The organism is Chelatococcus reniformis, assembly GCF_014640075.1.
GTDB classification, from domain to species: Bacteria; Pseudomonadota; Alphaproteobacteria; order Rhizobiales; family Beijerinckiaceae; genus Camelimonas; species Camelimonas reniformis.
This window is the reverse complement of sequence record NZ_BMGG01000001.1, coordinates 949,999-971,141: the sequence shown is the minus strand read 5'-3', so window position 1 is coordinate 971,141 and position 21,143 is coordinate 949,999. Positions and strand designations below refer to the sequence as shown.

At 69.6% G+C, this 21,143-nt stretch carries 18 protein-coding genes; 5 read left to right on the top strand and 13 right to left on the bottom strand.

Annotation, left to right across the window (positions count from 1 at the left end; all coding sequences use genetic code 11):
* Positions 1-248 precede the first annotated feature (248 nt).
* Positions 249-1,124 carry a ParB/RepB/Spo0J family partition protein gene (locus IEW34_RS04125; protein WP_188607812.1) on the top strand — a complete coding sequence of 292 codons (876 nt, stop codon included), beginning with the start codon at positions 249-251 and terminating at the stop codon, positions 1,122-1,124.
* A gap of 137 nt (positions 1,125-1,261) precedes the next feature.
* Here IEW34_RS04125 and holA read toward each other — a convergent pair whose 3' ends face one another.
* The 3 genes from holA to leuS are packed head-to-tail and all read right to left on the bottom strand — an operon-like array spanning position 1,262 to position 5,506.
* Positions 1,262-2,296 carry a DNA polymerase III subunit delta gene (holA, locus tag IEW34_RS04120; RefSeq protein WP_188607811.1) on the bottom strand — a complete coding sequence of 345 codons (1,035 nt, stop codon included), beginning with the start codon at positions 2,294-2,296 and terminating at the stop codon, positions 1,262-1,264.
* A 23-nt stretch (positions 2,297-2,319) separates the two neighbouring features.
* Positions 2,320-2,886: an LPS assembly lipoprotein LptE gene (locus IEW34_RS04115; protein ID WP_244641748.1), complete on the bottom strand. Its 567-nt coding sequence runs from the start codon at positions 2,884-2,886 to the stop codon at positions 2,320-2,322.
* The gene (gene leuS, locus IEW34_RS04110; protein WP_188607985.1) at positions 2,873-5,506 is read right to left on the bottom strand and encodes a leucine--tRNA ligase; all 2,634 of its coding nucleotides are present in this window, start codon (positions 5,504-5,506) and stop codon (positions 2,873-2,875) included. Before leuS ends, IEW34_RS04115 begins: the two co-directional genes overlap by 14 nt.
* A 205-nt stretch (positions 5,507-5,711) precedes the next feature.
* Here leuS and IEW34_RS04105 point away from each other — a divergent pair, with 205 nt between their 5' ends.
* Positions 5,712-6,416 (top strand): YggS family pyridoxal phosphate-dependent enzyme, encoded by a 705-nt coding sequence (locus tag IEW34_RS04105; RefSeq protein WP_188607810.1) that lies wholly within the window; start codon positions 5,712-5,714, stop codon positions 6,414-6,416.
* A 55-nt stretch (positions 6,417-6,471) separates the two neighbouring features.
* On the opposite strand, the gene IEW34_RS04100 is transcribed toward IEW34_RS04105, so the two are convergent.
* The gene (locus tag IEW34_RS04100; RefSeq protein ID WP_188607809.1) at positions 6,472-7,656 is read right to left on the bottom strand and encodes a calcium:cation antiporter; all 1,185 of its coding nucleotides are present in this window, start codon (positions 7,654-7,656) and stop codon (positions 6,472-6,474) included.
* Positions 7,657-7,786: 130 nt separating this feature from the next.
* A complete protein-coding gene (locus IEW34_RS04095) occupies positions 7,787-8,341 on the bottom strand; it encodes a L,D-transpeptidase family protein (RefSeq protein ID WP_244641747.1) in 555 nt (184 codons plus the stop codon).
* Between the two features lie 172 nt (positions 8,342-8,513).
* On the opposite strand from IEW34_RS04095, the gene IEW34_RS04090 reads away from it, so the two are divergent.
* Positions 8,514-9,200 (top strand): response regulator transcription factor, encoded by a 687-nt coding sequence (locus IEW34_RS04090; RefSeq protein ID WP_188607807.1) that lies wholly within the window; start codon positions 8,514-8,516, stop codon positions 9,198-9,200.
* A 10-nt stretch (positions 9,201-9,210) separates the two neighbouring features.
* Positions 9,211-9,663: a Crp/Fnr family transcriptional regulator gene (locus IEW34_RS04085; RefSeq protein WP_188607806.1), complete on the top strand. Its 453-nt coding sequence runs from the start codon at positions 9,211-9,213 to the stop codon at positions 9,661-9,663.
* Between the two features lie 108 nt (positions 9,664-9,771).
* Here IEW34_RS04085 and IEW34_RS04080 read toward each other — a convergent pair whose 3' ends face one another.
* The 6 genes from IEW34_RS04080 to tesB all read right to left on the bottom strand — a co-directional run bounded on the left by IEW34_RS04080 (position 9,772) and on the right by tesB (position 18,005).
* Positions 9,772-10,581: an exodeoxyribonuclease III gene (locus IEW34_RS04080; protein WP_188607805.1), complete on the bottom strand. Its 810-nt coding sequence runs from the start codon at positions 10,579-10,581 to the stop codon at positions 9,772-9,774.
* A gap of 144 nt (positions 10,582-10,725) precedes the next feature.
* Positions 10,726-11,757, bottom strand: coding sequence for an outer membrane lipoprotein carrier protein LolA (locus tag IEW34_RS04075; RefSeq protein WP_194446510.1), 1,032 nt, complete (start codon positions 11,755-11,757; stop codon positions 10,726-10,728).
* A gap of 231 nt (positions 11,758-11,988) precedes the next feature.
* A complete protein-coding gene (locus tag IEW34_RS04070; RefSeq protein WP_188607984.1) occupies positions 11,989-14,784 on the bottom strand; it encodes a DNA translocase FtsK in 2,796 nt (931 codons plus the stop codon).
* A 207-nt stretch (positions 14,785-14,991) separates the two neighbouring features.
* Complete coding sequence (locus IEW34_RS04065; protein ID WP_188607803.1) at positions 14,992-16,497, bottom strand: ammonium transporter; 1,506 nt, start codon at positions 16,495-16,497, stop codon at positions 14,992-14,994.
* A gap of 33 nt (positions 16,498-16,530) precedes the next feature.
* Positions 16,531-16,869 (bottom strand): P-II family nitrogen regulator, encoded by a 339-nt coding sequence (locus IEW34_RS04060; protein ID WP_188607802.1) that lies wholly within the window; start codon positions 16,867-16,869, stop codon positions 16,531-16,533.
* A gap of 251 nt (positions 16,870-17,120) precedes the next feature.
* Positions 17,121-18,005, bottom strand: coding sequence for an acyl-CoA thioesterase II (gene tesB / locus IEW34_RS04055; RefSeq protein ID WP_188607801.1), 885 nt, complete (start codon positions 18,003-18,005; stop codon positions 17,121-17,123).
* 205 nt (positions 18,006-18,210) lie between these two features.
* On the opposite strand from tesB, the gene IEW34_RS04050 reads away from it, so the two are divergent.
* Positions 18,211-19,458 carry an FAD-dependent monooxygenase gene (locus IEW34_RS04050; RefSeq protein ID WP_188607800.1) on the top strand — a complete coding sequence of 416 codons (1,248 nt, stop codon included), beginning with the start codon at positions 18,211-18,213 and terminating at the stop codon, positions 19,456-19,458.
* 137 nt (positions 19,459-19,595) lie between these two features.
* Here the strand turns inward: IEW34_RS04050 and ccmB are convergent, their stop codons facing one another.
* Together ccmB and ccmA are read right to left on the bottom strand one after the other, a co-directional pair.
* A complete protein-coding gene (ccmB, locus tag IEW34_RS04045; RefSeq protein WP_188607799.1) occupies positions 19,596-20,261 on the bottom strand; it encodes a heme exporter protein CcmB in 666 nt (221 codons plus the stop codon).
* On the bottom strand, positions 20,261-20,989 hold the full coding sequence (ccmA, locus tag IEW34_RS04040) for a heme ABC exporter ATP-binding protein CcmA (protein WP_188607798.1): 729 nt from the start codon (positions 20,987-20,989) through the stop codon (positions 20,261-20,263). The genes ccmB and ccmA overlap by 1 nt, the downstream gene beginning before the upstream one ends.
* Positions 20,990-21,143: the final 154 nt, after the last annotated feature.

Genomic DNA, 21,143 nt, shown 5'->3' with positions numbered 1-21,143 from the left:
GACGCCGGTTCGCGTGAAGAAAACGCGATAAATCAAGCAGATAGAGCGTTTTGGCGATTCGAAGAAACGCGGAAAGGCTCTAAGTCTTTGTCTTCGGACGCCTGAGCGCCTAGCGGTCCGGTGGAATCGCCCAATCGCCGGGATGCGCTCTAGTTTCACAGGCTGTGCGCAGCTCCGCGTCATGCGGGGGCAGAAGGCGCGGACCAGCGCGGGCCGTCGGTCCGCAGAGAGAACACGGGGAGAGGATCATGGCCGACGAAACGCGGCCCCGATTGGGCCGGGGGCTCGCTGCCCTCATCGGCGACGTGAGCGACGAGATGCAGGCGACTGACCGGTCGCGGGCGCCGCAGCGCCGCGTCCCGATCGAGCTGATCAGACCCAATCCGCGCAACCCGCGCCGGCACTTCATCGAAGAGGACCTGGACGAGCTGGCCGCCTCGATCCGCGAGCGTGGAATCATCCAGCCCATCGTCGTGCGGCACATGCCGAACCTGCCCGACGTGTTCGAGATCGTCGCCGGAGAACGGCGGTGGCGGGCGGCCCAGCGTGCCGGTCTGCACGACATGCCGGTGGTGGTGATCGAGGCCGACGACCGCACCGCGCTCGAGCTCGCCATCGTCGAGAACGTGCAGCGCACCGATTTGAACCCGCTTGAGGAGGCGGCCGGCTACCATCAGCTCATCGGTGATTTCAACTATTCGCAGAGTGACCTGGCGCAGATCATCGGCAAGAGCCGCAGCCACGTGGCCAATACGCTGCGGCTGCTCAAGCTGCCCGACAGCATCAAGTCGCTGGTCAACGACGGAGCGCTGTCCGCGGGCCATGCCCGGGCCTTGCTGTCGGTCGCCGAGCCGGACGCCGTGGCGCGGCGCATCATCGACAAGGGCCTGAACGTACGCGACGTGGAGCGCATTGCCCAGGAGGAGACCGAGCACGAGGTGAAGAGCTCGGTCGCACGCCTGCGACCCGAGAAGGACGCCGATACGCGAGCCCTGGAGAAGGCGCTGGAAGACGTGCTCGGCATTCCCGTGCGCATCGATCACCGTGGCGAGCGCGGCGAGCTGCGGCTGCGCTATACCTCCCTGGAGCAGCTCGATGTGCTGTGCCAGCGGCTGCGGGGATAGCGGCCGCGAGCCAGATCGACGGCGATCGAGAGCCGGCAAAAAAACTGTCTGTTGGCGCCGGCGCCGATGGCGCTAGGTCTCGCGCGTATGCCAGCATACGCAGGCACTTGGACGATACGAAGCCGGCTACTTTAGTCTCAGCGTAGACGAGCCGCAGCGCGCCGCGCCGCGGCCCCGATGCTCCAGATCGTCGTCTCGGCCGTCGGCGCGCCTAGAGCCGGCATGCGGCGAGCGCGGCCCACCGCTTTCCCGCAATCCTGGACGACCTTGGCCAAGGCCGGAGAGGTCCACAGCCTGAGGTGCCGCTCGACCCGGGCCTTCCGCTTGAAATGGACGCGCATGCGCTCCACCGCCCCTTCCGGTGTGCCGCCACGGTCGATGGCGATGCGGCTGGCAGCGAGCGCCAGGGCATGGCGCAGCAGGAAGCCGACGACGACGCCCGGGTCCATGCCCTCGCTGCGCAGCTTGGCATAGGCCTGGTCGGCTGCCGGGAGGTCGCCGGCAAAGACCGCGTCGACCAGTTCGTCGGCAGCGATGGTCGACACGTCGCCCACCGCAGCGGCGATATCGTCCTCCGTCACCCGGGTGCTGCCATGGGCATAGAGCACCAGCTTCTCGAGCTCGTTGCGGCTGGCCAGGCGGTCTCCGCCCAGCAGCGCCACCAGTTGCTCCTTCGCCTCCCGGTCGATCTGGAGCCCGGCGTCACGCATCGTGGCGTCGACGAGGCCTGCCAGTTCGCGCGGTCCATCGGCGTAGCAGGGTATGGCCAGGGCAGCGGGGGAGCGCTCGCACAGGGTCCGTACGGGTGAGCTGCGGGCCAGGTCGCCCGCCTCGACGACGACGACGGCATCCTCGGGTCGCGTCGCCAGCACGGGCGTCAGCGCCGCCACCAGGCTGCGGGAGGAGGGCTTGATCCAGATGGCGCGGCGGCCGCCGAACAGGCCGATGGTGTTGGCCTCGTCCGCGAGCTTCAAGGGATCGGCCGCGACACCGTCGCCATCGAGGCGCACGAGCTGGAACGGGTCGCCGGGGTTGTCCACGGCGTTCTCGGCGATGCGGCGGGCGCGCTCGGCGACGAGTCCGCTGTCGGGCCCGTAGACTAGCACGACCGCTGCCTTCAGCCGCTTCTGATCGAGGATGCCGGCGATATCGCCCGGCTTGACCGCAACCATCGGGGCGCCTCGCAGCCGGGCCCTTAGGGGCGGCTGGCGAAGTGGGCCGCGAGCTTGGTCTTCAGTTGCTCGGCCAGCACCTTGGAGGCGCGGATCTGGGCATCGCGCGCCGCGCGCACGTCCTGGAAGCGTTGCGGCGTGCGGTCGTAGCCCGCCGACGCCCTCGCCTGGCCCGAGATCAGCGTCGCGCCCGTGGTGGATGACACCAGCTTATAGTCGGCGATGATGGTGAGGATCGCCGCGACGGCCTGGCCCGTGGTTTGGTTAACACTCGACGTGACGAGCTGCTCGGTCAGCGTCATCTCCAGCCGGTATTGTTTCGTCGCCGCGGTGCCGCTGCCGTTCAGATCGAAGTTAAGTTCGTTTTCGACGTAGTGGATCAGGCGTTCCTGGCTCGCCCGCGGGGTGATGACCACATCGACCGCCGCCAGCTGATCCTGAACGGTGACGCCCGACGCAGTGGGGCCGTAGAGCGGACGGAAGCAGCCGCCCAGCAGCAGCGCCGCGGCAAGCACGGCAGCGGTGGCGACGAACCGGGAGCCGCGGTGGCGGCGCGGGCGGCTGGATCCGCCGAGATCAAGCGACGACATTCACGATCCTCTGCGGGACAACGATGATCTTCTTGACGGGCGCATCGCCGACGGCGCGCCGGACGGCGTCGAGGCTCAGCACCGCGGCCTCGATGGCGGCCCGGTCGGCATCACGCGCGATGGTGATGTCGGCGCGGCGCTTGCCGTTGACCTGCACGGGCAGGGTGATCTCGTCCTCGACCAGCAGCGAGCGGTCGGCCTCGGGCCACGGTGTCTCGGCGACGAGGTCCTCGTGCCCCAACTGCTCCCAGCAGGTCTCGGCCAGATGCGGCATCATCGGCGCCACCAGTTGCACCAGCACATCGGCCGCCTCGCGCAGGGCGAAGCCCATGTCGGCTGGCACCGCGTCCGCCTCGCGCGCGCCGGTGAGGGCGGCCTGCAGCGCATTGGCGAGCTCATAGATCTGGGCGACGCAGCGGTTGAAGCGCAGCCGCTCGATGTCGTCCTCGACGCCCGCCAGCGCCCGGTGCGTCGCTTTGCGCAGCAGCAGCGATTCCGGCCCGAGCGTGCTTTCGGCGCCGGCCTGCGGCGCGGCCACCACCTCGACCAGGTCGTTCACCAGGCGCCACAGGCGCTGCACGAAGCGATAAGCTCCCTGCACACCCTCCTCGCTCCAGATCACGTCGCGCTCGGGCGGCGAGTCGGACAGCATGAACCAGCGGGCGGTATCGGCTCCGTAGGCCGCGATGATGTCGTCCGGATCCACGGTGTTGCGCTTGGACTTCGACATCTTCTCGATCGAGCCGATCTCGATCGGTGCGCCGGTCTCGGCGTGCACGGCGCGGCGGCCCTCGCCGCTGCCCTCGATGCGCACGTCCGCCGGCTGCACCCAGCCGCCGTCCGCGTCCCGGTAGGTCTCGTGCACCACCATGCCCTGGGTGAACAGGCCGGCGAACGGCTCGTCCAGCCCCACATGGCCGGTGGCCCGCATGGCCCGCATGAAGAAACGCGAATAGAGCAGGTGCAGGATCGCGTGCTCGATGCCGCCAATATACTGGTCGACGGGCATCCGCCGTCCGGCGATCGCCGGGTTGCTCGGTGCCGCTGCATCCCACGGATCGGTGAAGCGGACAAAGTACCAGGACGAATCGACGAAGGTGTCCATGGTGTCGGTTTCGCGCCGGCCCGGACCGCCGCAGGTCGGGCAGGCCACGTGCGTCCACGTGGGGTGCCGGTCGAGCGGGTTGCCGGGCACGTCGAAGGCGACGTCCTCCGGCAGCGTCACTGGCAGCTGCTCGGCCGGCACCGGCACGACGCCGCAGGCCTCGCAGTGGATCACCGGGATCGGGCAGCCCCAGTAGCGCTGGCGCGAGATGCCCCAGTCGCGCAGGCGGAAGTTCACCTTGCGCTCGCCGACCGGTCGGTTGCCGAGGCTTGCCGCCTCCAGCCGCCGCGCCACCTCCTCCTTGGCCGCGCCGATGCTCATGCCGTCGAGGAAGCGCGAGTTGATCAGCCGCCCGTCGCCGTCGTAGGCGGTGTCGTCGATCTTGAAGGTGGCCGGGTCCACATCCGGCGGGCACACCACCGGCGTCACACCGAGGCCGTGGGCGCGCACGAAGTCGAGGTCGCGCTGATCGTGCGCCGGGCAGCCGAAAATGGCCCCGGTGCCGTAATCCATGAGCACGAAGTTGGCGACGTAGATCGGCAGCTCCCAGGCGGGGTCGAAGGGATGGACCGCCTTGAGACCGGTGTCGAAGCCCTTCTTCTCGGCCTTGTCGATGACCTCCTGGGCGGTGCCCGCGCGGCGGCATTCGGCCGCGAAGGCCGCCAGCTCGGCGTTGTCAGCGGCCAAAGCCTGCGCCAGCGGGTGGTCCGGGGCGACGGCGATGAACTGCGCCCCGAACAGCGTGTCGGGCCGCGTCGTGTAGACCTGGATGTCGGCGGGCGCTGCCACGCCGGGCTGGCCGCGGACGGCGAAGCGGACCAGCAGGCCCTCCGACCGGCCGATCCAGTTGCGCTGCATCAGGCGCACCTTCTCGGGCCAGCGGTCGAGGTGGTCCAGCGCGCTGTTCAGGCTCTCGGCATAGTCGGTGATCTTGAGGAACCACTGGGTGAGCTCGCGCTGCTCCACCAGCGCGCCCGAGCGCCAGCCGCGCCCATCGATGACCTGCTCGTTGGCGAGCACGGTCATGTCGACCGGATCCCAGTTCACCTTCGCGGTCTTGCGATCGACCAGGCCGCTGGCCAGGAAATCCAGGAACAGCCGCTGCTGGTGCTTGTAGTAAGTGGGATCGCAGGTGGCGAACTCGCGCGCCCAGTCGAGCGACAGCCCCATCGACTTGAGCTGCTTGCGCATGGTCGCGATGTTGGCGTAGGTCCACTCCTTCGGGTGCACCTTGTTCTGCATGGCGGCGTTCTCCGCCGGCATGCCGAAGGCGTCCCATCCCATGGGATGGAGCACGCTGAAGCCCTTCGCCCGCTTGTAGCGGGCCACCACGTCGCCCATGGTATAGTTGCGCACGTGACCCATGTGGATGCGTCCCGACGGGTAGGGAAACATCTCCAGCACGTAGTAGCTCGGGCGGGGGTCATCGTTCTTCGTCGCGAAGAGCTTGTGGTCGTTCCAGGCGGCCTGCCAGCGGGGTTCGGCGTCCTTGGGATTGTAGCGCTCGCGCGTCATCGTGCCTGTTGTCTTCTTCACCAAGCCGGAGCGGGATCGCGGCTTGCATCTTCAAGTCGGCGCGGACTAGGACACGATTGCTCGGTGCGGTCAATGCGGGGCGCCGCCCCGATAGGGGCTCAGTTTCGTTGCGATTCCGTTGATGCCGGGCCGGTGCCGCGACGGCCCGGGCCGTTCCAGGATCAGCTATCCCAGGAGGGACGAAATGACCGTGTCAGGGCGGCCGGAGCCGGCCGCCATCGCCGATCGCGTCGCGGCTTGGGCCGCAGTGCGCCAGGCTTGCGCCCGCGACGCGGTCGAGAGCGGCCGCGACCCAGCGACCGTGCACCTCGTCTGCGTCTCCAAGACATTCGGCGCCGACGCCATCGAGCCGGTCCTCGCCGCCGGACAGCGCGTCTTCGGCGAGAACCGCGTGCAGGAGGCGCGCGACAAATGGCCGGCCCTGCGCGAGCGCTATCCCGGCGTCGAACTGCACTTGATCGGGCCGCTGCAGACCAACAAGGTACGCGAGGCGCTCGCGTTGTTCGATGTCATCGAGACCGTCGACCGGCCGTCGCTCGCCGAGGCGCTGGCCAAGGAGATCGCTCGCCTGGGGCATGCGCCGCGCCTGTTCGTGCAGGTCAACACGGGCGAGGAAGAACAGAAGGCAGGCGTCACGCCGGGCGAGGCCGACGCCTTCATCGCCGCCTGCCGCGAGCGCCATGGCCTGGCCATCGAGGGGCTGATGTGCATCCCGCCGGCCGACCAGCCGCCGAGCCCTCATTTCGCGCTGCTCGCCAAGATCGCCGCACGCAACGGGCTGGCCAACCTGTCGATGGGCATGAGCGCCGACTACGAACAGGCCATCATGCTCGGCGCCACCCACGTGCGCATCGGCAGCGCCATCTTTGGCGCCCGGCCGCGGCCGTAGGGGCTGCTGGGGTCGCCGCCCCGCCGCGCCTCCCACCGGCGGGCCGCTGTTCGGCTCACGGTGCGAAGAGGAACAGGATGTAGGCGGCAAACACCACCAGGTGGACGGCGCCGTAAAGGATGTTCGTGCGCCCGGTGCCGAAGCTGATGATGCTGATGGCGAGCACCAGCAGGAGCATCATCATGTCCCGCACCTCGAGCCCCAGGGTCATGGCGCGGCCGCTCACCAGCGCGACGACGACGACCGCCGGAATGGTGAGCCCGATGGTGGCCAGGGCCGAGCCGAGCGCGATGTTGAGGCTGGTCTGCAAGGCATTGCGGCGCGCCGCCCTGATCGCCGCCAAGCCCTCCGGCAGCAGCACCAGCACGGCGATGATGAGCCCGTTGATCGCGTCGGGCCGGGGCAGCCCGAGGCCCCAGGTCAGGTCCTCCAGGCGCTGGGCCACGAACTCGGCGAGCAGGATGACGCTGAGCAGGCTCAGCGGCAGCCCGGCGAGGCTGGCGAGGAAGCGCTCGCGGGCCAGTTCCGCGGCATGGCCGTGGGTGTCGCCGCGCGTCTCCACCTCGGCGAAATCACCGGGATGGCGGATGGTCTGCGCGAACACGAAGGCGCTGTAGAGCAGCAGCGAGACGACCGCGGCGAACAGCAGTTGCTCGCGCGAATAGGTCGGATCCCCCGTCGTGACGGTGAAACGCGGCAGCACCAGGGTGAGCACCGAGAGCGCCACCAGCACCGAGAGATAGGCGCTGGTCGCCTGGGTGCGGTGTTCCTGGGTGTGGTGACGGACGGCGCCGATGAACAGGCAGATGCCGACGAGGCCGGCGCAGACGACCATGATCACCGAGGTCACCGCCTCCCGCGCCAGCGTCGGGTTGGGATCGGCGTAGAGCATCATCGAAGCCACGATGGTGACCTCGATGGCGGTGACCGAAATGGTCAGGATCAATGTGCCGAACGGCTGGCCCAGCCGCGCGCTGACGATCTCGGCGTGATAGAGCGCGGCAAACACCGCGCCCATCATGACGATGAGGCCGAAGACAGGGAAGGCGATCTGCAGCCACTCCGGCGCGATGCGAAGCGAGCTGACGAAATGGTGCGAGAGCGCCGCCGTCAGATACGCGGCGAGCGGACAGAGCAGCGCGTAGAGCGGCATGCCCAACCTGGCGCGCAGCGAACGAGGGTCGCGGCGGCCGGGGAGGTCGTCGCCCGCCTCGCGCTTGCTGCGGTCCAGGTCGGTCATCGCATATCCGTCGGTTCAGGGCCCTGATTCCGTAAGCTCGCGGCTCGGCGTGGCGCCTCGGCGGTGGCAATTCGTCGAGAGCATGGTGGCCGCGGGTGACGGCAGCCGTGTTGGCGGACCCGTCGCCGGTTCAATGAATCACGATGCGTGTGCGCGGCCCGATGCGCTCCAGCAGCGTCCGCAATCGGCCCGGCGGCAGGGCGACGCAGCCCTCCGTCGGCGCCAGGCCGCGGCCGCCGGCCCCCGGCTTGGCCATGTGTATGAAGATGGCGCTGCCGCGCCCGCGCACCCGCGGCCGCGCGTTGTGGTCGATCTCCACGACGACGTCGTAGAGCCCGTCGTCACGCCACATGCGCTCGTGGCCGCCGGCGAAAGGGCGTTTGACAGCCCGGTTGTAGCTGCGGTGAGCCACGTCGTCGCACCAGCCGTCGTCCGGCGCCAGTGGCCGCATCGGTAGCGCCGCTGCCGGCCGGCGCCCGCGATCGGGTCGATAGAAGGCACGCAGTGGCCGGTAGCGGCCCGCCGGCGTGGCGCCATCGCCTTCGCGCTTCGCGTCCGCCCGTCTCACGCCAGCGCGACCGAGGGCGCACGGGACGCGCACGGGGCCGGCGACCACCAGGCCGCGGCTGCGATGCAAGGGCGACCTGTAGACGTGCAGGGCCTCGAGAAGCTTACGTTGGGTCACCGATCGATCCATTTCCCGCACGAGCGCAGCCGCTCGCGGCGCCGTCCGATCTCGCGAAAAGTCACAAGATCAGCAGCGTCAGCGTGCAAATCACCACAAGTGCTTGTTGCACCACAGGCTTTGAATGGTCTACCTCTCGTCGTAGACGAGTTCTGGGGGGAGATTCGCGCGGATGCCACATCGCAGCCATATCCTGATCGTCGACGACGAGATGGATCTGCGCGATACACTGACCGAGCAATTGGTGCTGACCGAGGAATTCGCCGTATCCGGCGCAGAGACCGCCGGCGAGGCGTTGGCGGCGCTCAATTCGGACCGCATCGATCTCGTGGTGATGGACATCGGCCTGCCGGACATGGACGGCCGCGAGGCGGTGAAGCTGTTGCGTCGCGGCGGTTTCCGCAGCCCGATCATCATGCTCACCGGGCACGCGGGCGACGCCGATACCATTCTCGGGCTGGAGGCTGGCGCCAACGACTACGTCGTCAAGCCGTTCAAGTTCGCCGTGCTGCTGGCGCGCATCCGCGCGCAGCTGCGCCAACACGAGGCGAGCGAAGATGCGGTGTTCAGCATCGGGCCGTACACGTTCCGGCCGAGCGCCAAGCTGCTCGTCAACGAGCGCGGCTCGAAGCTCAAGCTGACGGAGAAGGAAACCGCCATCCTGCGCTTCCTCTACCGGGCCGACCAGAAGGTGGTGGGGCGCGACGTGCTGCTGCAGGAGGTCTGGGGCTACAACGCCACGGTCACCACCCACACCCTCGAGACGCACATTTATCGGTTGCGCCAGAAGATCGAGGACGACCCGACCCATGCCCGTATCCTGGTGACCGAAGCCGGCGGTTACCGGCTCGTGCCCTGATGGGGCGCGGATGTCGCTGGATGACGATATCGACCTTCTGACGAACGTCCCCACACTCGCGCTGTTCGAGCCGGACGCTCTACGGCTGCTCGCCTTTGCCGCGCAAGGTGTGCACGTGGACAGCGGCGAAGTGCTGTTTCGCCGCGGCGCACCGTCCGACGGCGCCTATGTCGTCCGCACCGGGTCGATCGCCCTGACGGCCCAGGCCGACGGCGCAGCCTTTCTGGCCGGAACCGGCACACTGATCGACGAGCTCGCCATGTTCGTGGAGGTCGACCGGGACGCCGACGCGGTGGCGCGCGAGCCCTCCGAGGTCATCTATCTGTCGCGCGAACTGGTGCGACGCGTGCTGCGGGAGTTTCCGTCCTCGGCCGTCGCCGTTCGCGACGGCGTCGCCCGCCGGCTGAGCGAGCTGACGCGGGAACTGGCCGACGTGGGCGACCGGCTGCAGCGCCTGGGGTGACGGCGGTTCTGCGCGCACCTCCCGTTCCTCCGGTCGGGCAGGCTCGTCGCCCGTGAACCGGCAAGCGCCCTTGGCCTTCTTGATCCTATTGGAAGGCCGGTGGCTATTTTAGACCTGCAGCGTGACGGTCACCGGGACGTGGTCGGACGGCCGCTCCCAGCTGCGCGCGGCGCGGTCGACCTCGGCCGCTCGCAGTGCCGGCACCAGGTCCGCCGACAGCCACACATGGTCGAGGCGGCGGCCGCGGTCGTTGACGGTGAAATCCGGCGAGCGGTAGCTCCACCACGTGAAGACGCGCTCCGGCTCGGGCCGCAAGTGGCGCACCGCATCGACGAACCCCGCGGCTCGGCGCACGCGCTCGAGCCGCTCGGTCTCGGCCGGGGTGTGGCTGACGACGCCGAGCAGCGCCTTGTGGCTCCACACGTCGCTCTCGTAGGGGGCGACGTTCAGGTCCCCGACCAGAATGCTGCGGTTTGCCGCCGGCTGCGTCCTGCTGCCCCAGGCCTGCATCTCGTCCAGGAAGGCCAGCTTGTGGGCGAACTTGGGGTTGAGCTCGGGATCGGGGATGTCGCCGCCGGCCGGCACGTAGAAATTGTGGATGACGACGCCGGCGGCCGCGCCGTAGCCCAGGCGGACGGCGATGTGGCGACAGTCGTTCCTGTCGCAGAAGCCGATGACGTCCGTGCTCGCGAACGGCAACCGCGAGAGCACCGCAACGCCGTGATAGCCCTTCTGCCCGTTGACGGCGATGTGGTGGTAGCCCGCGGCCCGGAGCGGCGCGAGCGGAAAGCGGTCATCCGGGCACTTGGTCTCCTGCAGGCACAAGACATCCGGCGCGACCTCGTCGAGGTGGCGCAGGACGTGCCCGATACGGGCCCTGACGGAGTTGATGTTCCAGCTGGTGACGACGAGACGCACGGGGCCGCGTTCTTGGGGAAATGGGTGCTCGCGTCAAGCCCGGCCGTGACGCTGCGCACAGGTCGGGATCCGGTAATTCCGCTCCAGATTCGCGATGATGAGCATTTCAGCGCTTTTTGGATGCGCATCCAATGGCGAAGGGCCCTAGCGGCGGTTCATCCTGACATTGTAGAGCGCGACGGTGGTGCGGTAGCCCTGCGCGTCGACGATGTTCCACTGCTTGAGCTGGTTGGCCTTCGAATCGAAGATGAGCGTCAGCCGTGACGTGCCGCCCAGTGTCGAACTGTCCTCCACAGTTACGCGCACGATGCCGGCGGCATCGGTGGCGACGTTGAGCAGCTTGGTGTCGCTGGCGAGATCGACACGCTCGCGCAGCAGGAACTTGAGCGGCGTCTGGCCGATCGAATAGACGTCGTTGGTGCCGAGCCGTTTGTCGCGCACGGCCACCGAGCGCCCGTCGGCCACGACCTCGAGCGTGCTGGGCGGATCGTACTTGAACATCAGCTGGCCGGGCCGCTTCACGTAGAGCGACCCCTCGGCCTTCTGGCCGTTGGGATTGTGCTGGATGAAGTCGGCCTGGATGGCGTCGTAGCTGTTGAGGTAGGCGTTGACGCGCGCCAGCGCCGCCGCCGGCGTCGTCGGAATTGCACTGGCGGCCTCTGCCGCCGCGGCGACCTTGGTCGCCGCCGCGGCGGCAACCGGCGCTCCGGCCGCAGCCGGTGCGGCGGCAGCCGCCGGAGCGCCGGGCGCGTCCTCGGCGGTGCGTGTCGCCGGCGCTCCGAGGTCGCTGGGCCGCCGTGGTGGCAGCGGCGCCTTGGTGACGACGGGCCTGTTGACGTCCGGCTTGGGCGCGACCGGCTTATCCGCAGCCGCTTTGGGTGCCGCGGGTCTCGCGGCCGCCGGTGGGGGGGCGGCTTCCGGCGTTGGGGCCGGCGCCGGTTGTTCCGGGGTGCGGCCGAAGTTCGGCTTGAACGGGTTCCACTGAGCGAAGGCCGGCGGCGCGAGGAGCAGCGGAACGGCAGTCAGGCAGGCAATCGCCCACGGGCGCATTCCGAACGGGGGGCGCCGCCCGATCGCAGCAAGCGCGCCGGGTTCGACGGCCTGGAGCATTTCCATCCGATCGGAAAATACTCTAGCCGGCCAGATCCGCTCGTGCCGCTCGGTCGTCTTGGCCACACCATCAATCCGGTTGGGCGGGCCAGCGCCCGCATGGGATGTATTTAGGCGCGCGGCGACCCGATTGGGAGCCCCGGCCGCGCCGCCGGCTCGAATCGCCGCCCGTCGCGGGCTCCGCCCCAGCCGGCGCACCTTTCGGCGCCAAAACCTTTCGGCACCGGGACAAGATAACGCCGAAAAGGCCAACTTTGGGGCGCAGTGATGACGAACTGGCGGGACGCCCCGTTCGCCTCACTCGTCTCCGTCACTGCCGCCCCCGGATTCCAGCAGGATCTCGCGCTTGCCGGCGTGGTTGGCGGGCCCGACGATGCCCTCCTTCTCCATGCGCTCCATCAGGGAGGCAGCCCGGTTGTAGCCGATCTGCAGCCGGCGCTGGATGTAGGAGGTGGACGCCTTCCTGTCGCGCAGCACCACGGCGATGGCCTGATCGTAGAGATCGCCGGAGGGCGCGCCGAAGGCGCCCTGGTCGAACACCGGCGTGTCGCCGCCCTCGTCCAGCTCGCCGTCGGCCGCGGTGACCGCATCGAGGTATTGCGGCCGCCCTTGCGCCTTCAGGTGGGCGACGACCTTCTCCACCTCGTTGTCGGACACGAACGGCCCGTGCACGCGGGTGATACGGCCGCCGCCGGCCATGTAGAGCATGTCGCCCTGGCCGAGGAGTTGCTCGGCGCCCTGCTCGCCCAGGATGGTGCGGCTGTCGATCTTGGACGTGACCTGGAAGGAGATGCGGGTCGGGAAATTGGCCTTGATGGTGCCGGTGATGACGTCGACCGAGGGCCGCTGCGTGGCCAGCACGACGTGGATGCCGGCGGCGCGCGCCATCTGCGCGAGACGCTGGATGGTGCCTTCGATCTCCTTGCCGGCGACCATCATCAGGTCGGCCATCTCGTCGACGATGACGACGATGTAGGGCAAGGTCTCGAGATCCATGATCTCGTCTTCGTAGACCGCCTCGCCCGTCTCCTTGTCGAAGCCGGTCTGCACGGTTCGCGTGATGACCTCGCCCTTCGCCTTGGCCTCGCCGACGCGCACGTTGAAGCCGTCGATGTTGCGCACACCGACCTTGGACATCTTCTTGTAGCGCTCCTCCATCTCGCGCACCGCCCACTTGAGCGCCACGACCGCCTTCTTGGGATCGGTGACGACCGGCGTCAGCAGATGGGGGATGCCGTCGTAGACGGAGAGCTCGAGCATCTTGGGATCGACCATGATCAGCCGGCACTCGTCCGGCTTCAGCCGGTAGAGCAGTGACAGGATCATGGTGTTGATGGCGACCGACTTGCCCGAGCCGGTGGTGCCGGCGACGAGCAGGTGCGGCATGCGGGCGAGGTCGGCGATGACCGGCTCGCCGCCGATGGTCTTGCCCAGGCAGAGGGCCAGGCGCGACTTGGATGCCTCGAAGTCCTGGCTGGCCAGCAGCTCGCGCAGCACCACCATCTCGCGGCTATGGTTGGGCAGCTCGATACCGATGGCGTTGCGGCCGGGAACGACCGCGACCCGCGCCGACACCGCGCTCATGGAGCGGGCGATGTCGTCGGCGAGCGAGATGACCCGGGAGGACTTGGTGCCGGGCGCCGGCTCCAGCTCGTAGAGCGTCACCACCGGCCCGGGCCGGACATTGATGATCTCGCCACGCACGCCGAAGTCGTCGAGCACGCCTTCGAGCATGGTGGCGTTCTGCTCCAGCGCCTCGGCCGAGACGAGGCTGCCGGCCGGCTGCTTCTTCGGCTCGGCCAGCAGCGTGAGCGCCGGTGGTGTGTACTGGTCGGTGTCAAGGAACGACGGCTGCGCCTCGCGGGCGAGCCGCCGGCCGAGCTTGGGTGCGCTCGGCACCGGTGCCACCCGTGGCGCCGGATCCTCGTCGTCCGCCGGGACCACGGCAGCGTCGGGCGGACGTCGCGCCGAAGGCTCGGCATCGACGGCCGGCTCGCTGCCGCGGCCGCGGGCGGCTTGGCGCACGCGCGAGGCGAACCGGGACGACAGGTCGGCCGCCGCCGCGATTGCCGCGGCGGTCGGGATCACCTTCGACAGGCCCGGCACCGCCGTGCGGCCCGCCCGTGCGGCCGCTTCCTCGGCGGCCACGATGGCGGCCGCCTCGAAGGAGAAGTCAGGCTCGTCCGCCGCGGCCGGCTGTGCCGGCAGGGTGACGCGCGCCGGGCGCGCCGGGGTCACCGGCTGCGGCTCGCCGCGCCGGCGCGGCTCGAGCGACGGCTCCACCTTGATCCGGCCGAGGTCGTGCCCGCCGGCTGCGGCCATGGCCGGCTCGGCCCCGCGGCCTCGCGCCGCCGGCCGCGCCGCCAGGCGGCGGGCGATCGCCGCCTTGACCATCATCAGCCCATGCACCAGCGCGCCGAGGGAGATGATGCCCCAGCCGGGCTCGTCGGCGTCGTCCTCGGTCTGCCGGTCGTCTTGTCGCTCGTCTCGCCGCGCGGCGGCCTCCGGCTCGTCCGCGCCGTTGTCGAGGCCGAAGCCGCAGGCGGCGCTGAGCGCCAGGATGGCGATGCCGGCGAAGATGAAGCCGGCGAGCGCCGCCGCGAGATGGCCGAACAGGCCGAGCACGGTGCGGGCGATCGACAGCACGGCGTCGCCGAGCACGCCTCCGAGGCCCGTGGGCAGCGGCCAGCGCTCGGTCGCCGGCAGCGCGCTGAACACGGCCGAAGCGGCGATGGCGCCTACGACGAGCAGCGGCAGCCGCAGCTTGAGGCGGCCAAGCCGGTGCCCGGTCAACAGGGCGAAGCCCCAGACGGACAGGGGGACGAGCCAGGCGACCGTACCGATGCCGAACAGCTGCATGGTCAGGTCGGACAGGATGGCGCCGGGGCTGCCGAGCCAGTTGGTGACCCGCCCGTCGGTGGCGTGGGTCAGGCTCGGGTCGTTCACCGACCAGGTGGTGAGGGCCACGGCGGTCGCGCCAGCCAGCGCCATGAGCGTGAGCCCCAGGAGCTCGATCGCTCGCCGGGCTGCGAAGCGCCGCAAGGCGTCGGAGACGTCATCGGCGGTTGAGGAGGTCCGTCGGATGGTGCGCATGCCGTCCAGCGTTTCGAGGGTCGCCAAAAAGCCTAAACGGATACGGTTAAGGCGCGCTTACCTCGCCGCCGCTCCGGCAACCGCGGGCCGCGGCGGCTCCCGGACCGCTCTTTGGGGCCCCGGCCGCCCACGAAAAAGCCCCGGCCGAACGGGCCGGGGCTTGTATCCTCCGGGGCGGCCGGGAGGGACGGCCGCCGGTGCGGAGGCTTAGTAGTTGTAGGCGCGCTCGCCGTGGTCGGTGACGTCCAGGCCTTCGCGCTCCTCTTCGGGGGTCACCCGCAGGCCGACGATGAGGTCGACGACCTTGAAGAGGATGGCCGAGCCGATGCCGGAGAACAGCAGGGTGAAGACGACGGCCTTGAGCTGGGCGACGACCTGCGTCGCCATCTCGTAGCTGCCGGCCACGGCCTCTCCAGGCTTGGAGATGTAGTCGGTGAGCCCGACGCCGCCGAGCGCCGGCGCCACCAGGATGCCGGTGGCGATGGCACCGGTGATGCCGCCAATGCAGTGCACGCCGAAGACGTCGAGCGAGTCGTCGTAGCCGAACGCGTTCTTCACCGACGAGCAGAAGATGAAGCAGAGGAACCCGGCGACGAGGCCGAGGACGATCGACCCCATGGGACCGGCGAAGCCGGCAGCCGGGGTGATGGCCACCAGACCGGCGACCGCGCCCGACACCAGGCCCAGGAGCGAGGGCTTACCCTTGGCAGCCCATTCCACGAACATCCACGACACCGCGGCAGCGGCCGTGGCAACGAAGGTGTTGAGGAAGGCGAGCGCCGTCGTCCCGTTGGATTCCAGGTTGGAGCCGGCGTTGAAGCCGAACCAGCCGACCCACAGGAGGGAGGCGCCGATCATGGTCATCGTCAGCGAGTGCGGGGCGAGCAGATCCTTGCCGTAGCCGATGCGCTTGCCGAGCATCAGGCAGCCCACCAGGCCGGCGATACCGGCGTTGATGTGCACGACTGTGCCGCCGGCGAAGTCCAGAGCGCCCCACTTGAAGAGGAGCCCCGCATCCGCGGTCACCTCATCGAGCTTGGCTTGTGCCGCGGCCTTGGCCGCGTCGCCGGAGGCCGCCGCCACGGCCTTGGCAGCATCACCCAGCACGTCGGGACCGCCCCAATACCAGACCATGTGGGCCATCGGGAAGTAGATGAACGTCACCCACAGCAGCACGAACAGCAGCAGCGCCGGAAAGCGGACGCGCTCCGCGATGGCTCCGACGATCAGCGCCGGCGTGATGCAGGCGAAGGTCATCTGGAAGGTGAGGTACGCCATCTCCGGGATGACGACACCATTGGAGAAGGTGGCAGCCGTGCTCGACGGGGTGACGCCGGCCAGGAAGGCCTTGGAGAAGCCGCCGATGTAGTCGTTGAGGCCGCCACCGTTGGTGAAGGCGAGCGAATAGCCGTAAACCACCCAGATGATGGCCACGAGCGAGACGATCGCGAACACCTGGGTGAGAACCGACAGCATGTTCTTGGTGCGCACCAGGCCGCCGTAGAACAGCGCCAGGCCCGGGATCGACATCATCAGCACCAGCGCCGCGCTGATCAGCATCCAGGTCGTGTCACCCTTGTTCGGCACCGGTGCGGCCGCGGCGACCGCCTCGGCTGCCGCAGGCGCCGTCGTCTGCGCGAGCGCCGGCGCCGCAACGAGCAAGGCGAGTCCGAGACCCGTCAAGCCCACCCCCATTTTGCGCATGAGCGTCATCAGTTTCTTCTCCAGTTCCAGTATTACGGTGGCTCAGAGGGCGTCGATATCGGTTTCGCCGGTGCGGATGCGGACGGCTTTCTCGATGCTGGAGACGAAGATCTTGCCGTCGCCGATCTGGCCGGTGCGAGCCGCCGCGGAGATCGCGTCGATGACCTTGTCGACCATGTCGCTGGGCACGGCGACCTCGATCTTGATCTTGGGCAGGAAGCTCACGGCGTACTCGGCGCCCCGGTAGATCTCGGTGTGACCCTTCTGCCGGCCGTAGCCCTTGACCTCCGTCACCGTGAGCCCGTGGACGCCGATGGAGGTCAGCGCATCGCGGACCTCCTCCAGCTTGAACGGCTTGATCACCGCCATCACAATTTTCATCACTGGCATCCCCCGTTACGCCGTCTCCGCCGTGGCGGGCGATCGGCCTGGTGTTGGTGAACGGGCTTAGGCTGGCTCCGACCCGCTCATTTCCGCGAGGAGCAAAACAAGCTGCGTGCCAAGTCGAGGCGGATGCGGCGGCTTCGTGGCCATGCACAGCGATCCGACCTTGACGATAAGAAATGAGGCTCCGCGCCAGGCGAATCGGAGCTTACAATTGATGCAAAAGATTAATAATTATGCATTGTGTCTTAGGCTTGGGCAAGATCTGGCCGCGGCCGGATAAGGCCCTCCTGCGCCACCGAGGCGATCAGGCGTCCTGCGTGGGTGTAGATCAGCCCGCGCGTCAGGCCGCGCGCGCCGGTCGCCACCGGGCTGTCCTGCACGTAAAGGAGCCACTCGTCGGCCCGAAACGGGGCATGGAACCACATGGCGTGATCGAGACTGGCGCTTTGGATGGTGGGCTCGATGACGCTGCGGCCGTGCGGCAGCAGGCTGACATCGAGCAGCGTCATGTCAGAAGCGAAGGCCAGGACGCACTGGTGGATCGCCGGGTCGTCGGGCAGCCGGTCCACGGCGCGGATCCACACGCACGACGGCAGCGCCGCCGGCTGCCGCGAGAAGTAACGGGCGTAGTAGTGCTGGTAGTCGACGGGCTTGATCTCGATGGGCCGCTCGCTGGAAAAGAAGCGGCGCACGTGCTCCGGCATCGCTGCGAGCAGCTTCGGCTCGATGTCGAAATGGCTCGGCAGCTGGTCCGGCCCGGGCACGTCGGGCATCGGCGTGGCGTGCTCCAGCCCCTCCTCGGCGACGTGGAAGGAGGCGGTGAGGGCGAAGATCGGACGACCGTGCTGGATGGCGACGACGCGGCGTGTGGTGAAGCTGCGGCCGTCGCGGATGCGGTCAACCTCGTAGATGATCGGCACCCGCGGGTCGCCGCCGAGGAGGAAATAGCAATGCAGCGAGTGGGGCGCACGATCGTCCACGGTGCGGCAGGCGGCGACCAGCGCCTGGCCGATCACCTGCCCGCCGAAGACCCGCTGCCACCGATCCTGCGGGCTGCGGCCACGGAACAGGTTCACCTCGATCGGCTCGAGGTCCAGAATCGAGAGCAGGTTGTCGACGGCTTGGCTCATGCGCGATCTCCGTTGCGGTCCGGTGGTGCCTCGGAGCAGGGCCCCGTCGGATGTCGATCCGATCGGCGAGGCAGGCTCCAACTCCGCCGATTGTTGCCCTTGTCTTGCGATGGGCTGATTCCCCCCGATCGCGAAGCATTCTAGGCTGTCGTTGCCCCGCCCGGCCCGTCCGGGCAAATCCTCTCTCGCCGCCCGCAACTTCGCAATGGAGCACGACGTGCCGCACAGCAGCCGCTCGATCCTGATCGCCGGCGGCGGAGCGGTCGGCCTCACCCTCGGCCTCGCCCTGAAGCAGGCGCTCGGCCGCCGGGTCGAGGTGACGGTCGCCGATCCGGCGCTCGCCTCCGGCGGACGCGATCGCCGCGCCTACGCTTTGTCGGCCGGCGCCCGCCGCATGCTCGAGGTCCTCGGCGTCTGGGACGAGCAGCGGCTCGCGGCGGAGCCGATCCGCGACATGGTGGTCACCGACAGCCGGCTCGACGAACCGTTGCGGCCGGCGCTGCTGTCGTTCGGCGGCGAGGCCGCGCCCGGCGAACCCTTCGCCCACATGGTCGAGAATGCCGGGCTCACCGCCATGCTGCGCGAGCGGGCCGAGGCGGCGGGCGTCGCCCTGGAGCCTGTGCGCGTCGAGCGCTGGAGCGCCGCCGCGGCCGACGGCGCCGTGCAAGGCCCGGGTCTCGCCCGCACCAGCTCCGGGTCGCGGCCCGCGAGCCTCCTCGTCGCCGCCGACGGCGCGCGCTCGGCCTTGCGTGACCAGGCCGGCATCGGCTGGGTCGGCTGGCGTTACCGCCAGTGCGGGCTGGTCGCCACCATCGGCCATGCGCGCCCCCATCGCGGCCGGGCCGTGCAGCATTTCCTGCCGTCGGGCCCATTCGCCATCCTGCCGCTGACCGGCAACCGCTCGTCGATCGTCTGGAGCGAGCGGCGCGACAATGCCGACGCCCTGTTGACGCTCGACGCCGACGACCAGCTGATCGAGATCGCGCAGCGCTTCGGGCTGGAGCTCGGCGCACTGACCCTCGAGGAGCCGCTGCATGCCTATCCGCTCAGCTTCGGCATGGCCCGCCGCTTCGTCGGCGAGCGCCTGGCCCTGGTCGGCGAAGCCGCCCACGTCATGCACCCGCTCGCCGGCCAGGGCCTCAACGTCGGGCTGCGCGACGTGGCGGTTCTTGCCGAGGCGGTCGCCGATGCCGTGCGGCTCGGTCTCGAGCCCGGTGACGCCGGCGCGCTCGCCGCCTATGAACGGGGCCGGCGTGTGGACGCGCTGTCCATGGGCGCGGCGACCGACGTCCTCAACCGTCTGTTCTCCAACGACGACCTGCCCTTGCGCCTCGGTCGCGAGCTCGGCTTGCGCCTGGTCGACCGCCTACCGCCGCTGAAGCGCTTCTTCGTCCGCGAGGCCGCGGGCCTGATCGGAGCACAACCCCGCCTGATGCGCGGCAAGGCGCTGTAGGCGCCGCTCGGGCCGCTCAGCGCGGTGACATCGACCTTGAGCGGATGGATGGTCGGGTCAAGCCCGACCATGACGCGCTGGGAGACGAAGAGCCTTTGTTATCAACGATATGGCCTGGCCTGACCGGACCATTCTAGTTACAGACCGCGCAGGGCGGCGGCGGCGCCGACCGAGCCGGCCACCAGCGCGAGCAGCGACAGGGCGACGAGGACGAGGAAAGGGGTCAGGAACGGCACCGGTCCGCCGAGCGCGGCGTTGGTGGCCGACACCCCGAAGATCAGCGTCGGCACCATCAGCGGCACGACGATGATGGCGAGCAGCAGCCCGCCGCGGCGGATGCCGGCCGTCAGCCCGGCCCCGACGGCCCCGACGCAGGTCAGCGCCGGAGTGCCGACCAGGAGCGTCACGGTCACCGCCGCCATGGCCTCCGGGGTGAGCGCCAGTAGCAGGCCGAAGAGCGGCGCGGCAAGCGCCAGCGGCAGGCCCGTGGTGAGCCAATGGGCGACGACCTTGGCGACGACGATCAGCTCCAGCGGCGTGCCGGCGAGCCGCATCTGGTCGAGCGAGCCGTCCTCCTCGTCCGCCTGGAACAGCCGGTCGAGCCCGATCAGCGTCGCCAGCACGGCGGCGAGCCACAGGATGGCCGGGCCGATGCGCGCGAGCAGCGCCAGGTCGGGCCCGATGGCGAAGGGCACCAGGGTGACGATCATCAGGAAGAACAGCAGGCCAAGGCCGCCGCCGCCGCCGCCGCGGGCCGCCAGCTTGAGGTCGCGCCCGACGATCGCCGCCGCCGCCCGGAGCATCAGGCCGGGTCGTCGGTGCGGGGACGCGAGCCGTCGGCATGCCGCTCGGCCGGGCCGGCGTCGAGCGGCCAGCCCAGCTCTCCGTCCCAATCCTCCTCCAGGAAGGGGTCGTCCGGCTCCGCAGCCCCGGCCGGGCGTTCGAGCCGCAGGGTGCGGGCCCCCTCCAGGCCGAGCGGCTGGTGGGTGGCGGCGAGGATGATGCCGCCGGCGGCCAGGTGATTGCTCATCATGGCAGCCAGCATGCGCAGAGATGCGGCATCGAGCGCCGCCCCCGGCTCGTCCATCAGCCAGATCGGCCGGTCGCAGGCGAGAAGCCGGGCGAGAGCCACGCGGCGGCGCTGGCCGGCGGACAGGATGGCGACGGCCATGTCCGCCGCGTGGCTCATGCCGACACTCGCCAGGGCCTCGGCCACCGGGCGCGCCGAGGCGCCGAGGAGCTCGCGGGCGAACACCAGATTCTCGGCCGCCGTCAGCTGCGCCTTGAGGCCGTCGCGGTGCCCGACGAGACCGATCAGTTCGTCGAGCGGCCGTCCGCCGCCGCCCTCGAGCGAGACGCGTCCGGCGTCCGGGGCGAGCAGGCCGGCGACGACGGCGATCAGGCTCGACTTGCCGGCGCCGTTGTCGCCGGTCACCACCAGGGCCTCGCCTGCCGCGAGGCGGAAGCCGACGTGGCGAAAAACCGTCCGGCCGCCGCGCCGGCAGGCGAGATCGTGGGCATCGAGGATCATCCCCGTCCTCTGCCACGGCGCCCGGCGCCAGCGCAACGGCGGCGCGCGCCGGGCAGCCGCAGCGCTACATTAGAATCGCTCAGGCCTATGGCGATCGGGCGGGAAACGCTCTATAGACATCGCGGCTGCGCCGCGCGCGTGACGCGCGGGGCCT